Genomic DNA, 3,337 nt, shown 5'->3' on the forward strand with positions numbered 1-3,337 from the left:
ATCTCCTCTATGCGCCCCCTCGGGAGGCGTCTTCATTCGGCCTACTGGGTAGACCACCTGCAGGTGGCCTGCAGGCACCTACCAATTGTAGGGAAAGTTTTTTCGATACGGAAATTTTCCGTATGAACGGTCGCGCCGTCCTGACAGACTGCCTTCTGGCCACCCGGTCCGGAACGCCGCTCCCGCGTATTCCGGGATGACGTGTTCAATAATGCGCCTTGTTCAAGAAAATTGAACCGGCGAGAATAATGAACAGGCCGGTTCGGTTGGCGGGAAGCGGTCATAAAAGCGGACATCCTTGCCTGGCTATTTCTCTTAACTCCCTGAATTATTAGTCTGAATCAGGTGCTGCAAAGCGGACGCCGCTGACCGGGTCGAGAATGTGGCTGAAGGTGGCGCTTTGCGCCAGCCTGCGCAGGCGATCCAGGGCGCACTCATTGTCGACTTCGATCGTGCTGTTGCGGGCCAGCAAGCCGTCCTGTCCGAGAATACGGCTTTCGGCCAGGTTATAACGCTGGTCCTGGAGCAGGGCTTGCAGGTCCAGCGACCAGGTGAAGCCGAAGTCGATTTGAAGATAATCGGGATCCTCAATCGAGGCGGTACCGTTCTCGCTTGTGAAGAAGGGAATGCGAACACCGGTGGGGATCGAGTGGTCCGGGCCTGCCTGGATTCGTTTCTCCATGCTCAGCTCTGAATGTGCTCCTGCCACGGAGGCACCGAAATGGGTCCGCTTCACGGTGGTGACCCGTCGAATCCTGTCGGTGAGAATCGGTTCACCGACCCGTTTCGTGGCTTCCATCAGTTGACGGCCGACGGGGCTTTGGACGGCATCAAGGACGGTGCCTGCGGGGCAGGCTTCGCTGTCGGTAGTTCTGATTGATGGAGCCAGTTTCGACTCGAAGCCGTCAGGGATCAGGTCCTCGTGGCTGCCGGAGGCAAGATGGGCCGCACCCGGGGTGTTGGCCTTTACCAGGCTGGCCAGCGCCTCTTCGATAGCGGCCAGGGCAGCGCGGTATTGGCTGTATTCCTTCAGGACCCCTCGGTAAGCCGACTGCCAGGCAGCCGGGATCTCCAGCTGTTCCGAGACAGGCCTGACACCGTCCCCCGGTTTGCGGGCCCAACGCAAGGTAACCGCGAACAATTGACGGCTGTCCGGGTTGGCCAGGATTACCTTCTTGTATCGCGGTTCTGACCAGCAGCGGGCGGCCTCCTCGACCTCATCGGCGCTTGCCGGCACGGCTTCGCTGCCCTGTTTTGATTGGCAGTACAGCGCCGGCATGTAGTGTTGCCTGGCGTGGGCGGCGGCGCGCTCGGCATATGTGCAAGCCTCGCAGAAATGGGTCTGGGCGGATTCAAAAGAAGCCGCTGCGACCATGGGTGATGCGGCAAGCAGTACAGCCGCCAGCCAGGCGCGGCCTGTTTGCATTCGGACGGTCATTTCCCCTCCCCGTTTCTCGTGTTGGACTCAGAATTAATGCCACGAGGGTTCTGGGTGGGCAAGTCTGGAGCTGTCAGAGGATTCGCATGGGTTTGTAGGCGGATTCCTCGGTTGGGTGTCCGGCCGCATCATGGGGTGGTTGGGGGGCTGTATAATCCGCAGCACGCTTTTCTGGAATCTTGGGCATGGGGAGAAGGCCTTGAAGCGGGTCGGCATGGTGGTGTGGAACACCTTCGAGACGGATGCGCGGGTGCTCAAGGAGGCGCAGACCCTGACGGCGGCCGGTTACGAGGTGACCGTCTGTGCCCTGCATACGCCCGGGGTGACCGAGCGCCGGGAGGTGATGGCGGGCGGGGTGCGGGTACGCCGGGTGCTGCGCTCGCCGGTGATGCTGATTCCCGCCAAGCGCCGCCAGGAGGCGCGCCTCAATGCCGCCCGGCGCGAGGCGGCGGCCAATGGCCCTGGTGGGGGCGGGCCGGCCAAGCGCCTGGGCCGTTTCAGGCAGTTTCTGTCGGTGCTGTTTCGCCTCTATACCCACACATTGCTTCTGTTCGCACTCCTTGGGACCCGGCCCCATGTGGTGCACGCCCATGATGCCAATACCCTGGTGGTGGGCTGGCTGGCGGCGCGGCTGTCGCGGGCGCGGTTGGTGTATGACGCCCATGAGATCAGCACCGACCGGGAGGGGTATCGCCATATCCGCCGCTGGATCGGGCTGATCGAGAAACGCCTGATGCCGAAAGCCGATGCCTGTATCACCACCACCGAGACCCGGGCGCGTTTCTTTGCCCGGGCCTATGGCGTGCCCCGCCCGCGGGTTCTGCAGAACCGGCCCCGGTATGTGGCCCTGGACAAGACTGAGCGTCTGCGCCGGGAACTGGATCTTGGCCCGGACTGGCCGATCTTCGTTTACCAGGGCGGCCTGCAGCCGGGTCGGGGGCTGGAGGACCTGGTGACGGCCGCGGCCGAGGTGCCGGCGGCCTATTTCGTGTTCATCGGCGGCGGGCGCCTGGAAGGCGAGCTCAAGGGCCGGGCGGCGGAGCTGGATGTCGAGGACCGGGTGCGCTTCGTGCCCACCGTGGCCCTGGATCAATTGCTGGACTACACCGCCTCTGCCGACATCGGTGTCCAGCCCATTCGCAATACCTGCCTGAATCACTTCAGTACCGATTCCAACAAGCTGTTCGAGTACGTCATGGCCGGGCTGCCGGTGGTGGCCAGCGATTTTCCCGAGATCCGGGCGGTGGTTCGCGGTCATGAGCTGGGGCTGGTCTTTGACCCCGAAAAGCCCGGGGCGCTGGTGGCCGCCCTGCAAGAGATGCTGGCGGACCCGGCCCGGCAGGCCCGTTGGCGGGCCAATGCCCGCCGTGCCCGCGAGTCGCTGAGCTGGGAGGCCCAGGAGGATGTGTTGTTGTCGATTTACCGGGAGATGACATGAGCGGGCTGGCGGGGCACCACGTGGTGATGGGCCTGTGGGGCAGCCTGCGCCATGACGCCCGGGTGGTGCGGGCAGCGGCGACCCTGGCCGGGGCCGGTGCGCGCGTCACCGTGGTGGGGGCGAGCTGGCACGAGGACGAGCGCGGTCGCTGGCGGCATCCGGCCGGCTTTGATTGCGTCACAGTGCCCCGGCCCAAACCCTGGTCGCTGATGAATGCCCGTCCCGGCTACTGGGCGGTGGCCTTGCGCGTGCTGCGCCTGCTGCCGGCCATTGGCCGTTTCTGGTGGGCCCTTCGCCGCCTGCGGGGGGATGTCTATCATGCCCATGACATCCAGGCCCTGCCCTGGACCTGGCTGGCCTGTCGTCGTCGGCCGCTGATCTACGACGCCCACGAGATCGCCACCGATGGTACCGCCTTCACCCGGGTGGGCCGCTTCGTGGCCTGGCTGGAAAAGCGCCTG

3 protein-coding genes are annotated in these 3,337 nt (G+C 64.5%); 2 read left to right on the plus strand and 1 reads right to left on the minus strand.

From position 1 onward, the window contains the following. Positions 1–331 precede the first annotated feature (331 nt). Positions 332–1,438 carry a hypothetical protein gene (locus VCB98_RS13685; RefSeq protein WP_346053480.1) on the minus strand — a complete coding sequence of 369 codons (1,107 nt, stop codon included), beginning with the start codon at positions 1,436–1,438 and terminating at the stop codon, positions 332–334. Positions 1,439–1,637: 199 nt separating this feature from the next. Here VCB98_RS13685 and VCB98_RS13690 point away from each other — a divergent pair, with 199 nt between their 5' ends. Together VCB98_RS13690 and VCB98_RS13695 are read left to right on the plus strand one after the other, a co-directional pair. Further along, entirely contained in the window at positions 1,638–2,876 is a 1,239-nt protein-coding gene (locus VCB98_RS13690; protein WP_346053482.1) for a glycosyltransferase family 4 protein, read from the plus strand. Next, positions 2,873–3,337 (plus strand): glycosyltransferase (locus tag VCB98_RS13695; protein WP_346053484.1); only part of this gene is annotated, 465 nt, incomplete at its 3' end. The genes VCB98_RS13690 and VCB98_RS13695, both read left to right, overlap by 4 nt.

This window comes from Natronospira elongata (assembly GCF_034931365.1).
GTDB lineage: Bacteria > Pseudomonadota > Gammaproteobacteria > Natronospirales > Natronospiraceae > Natronospira > Natronospira elongata.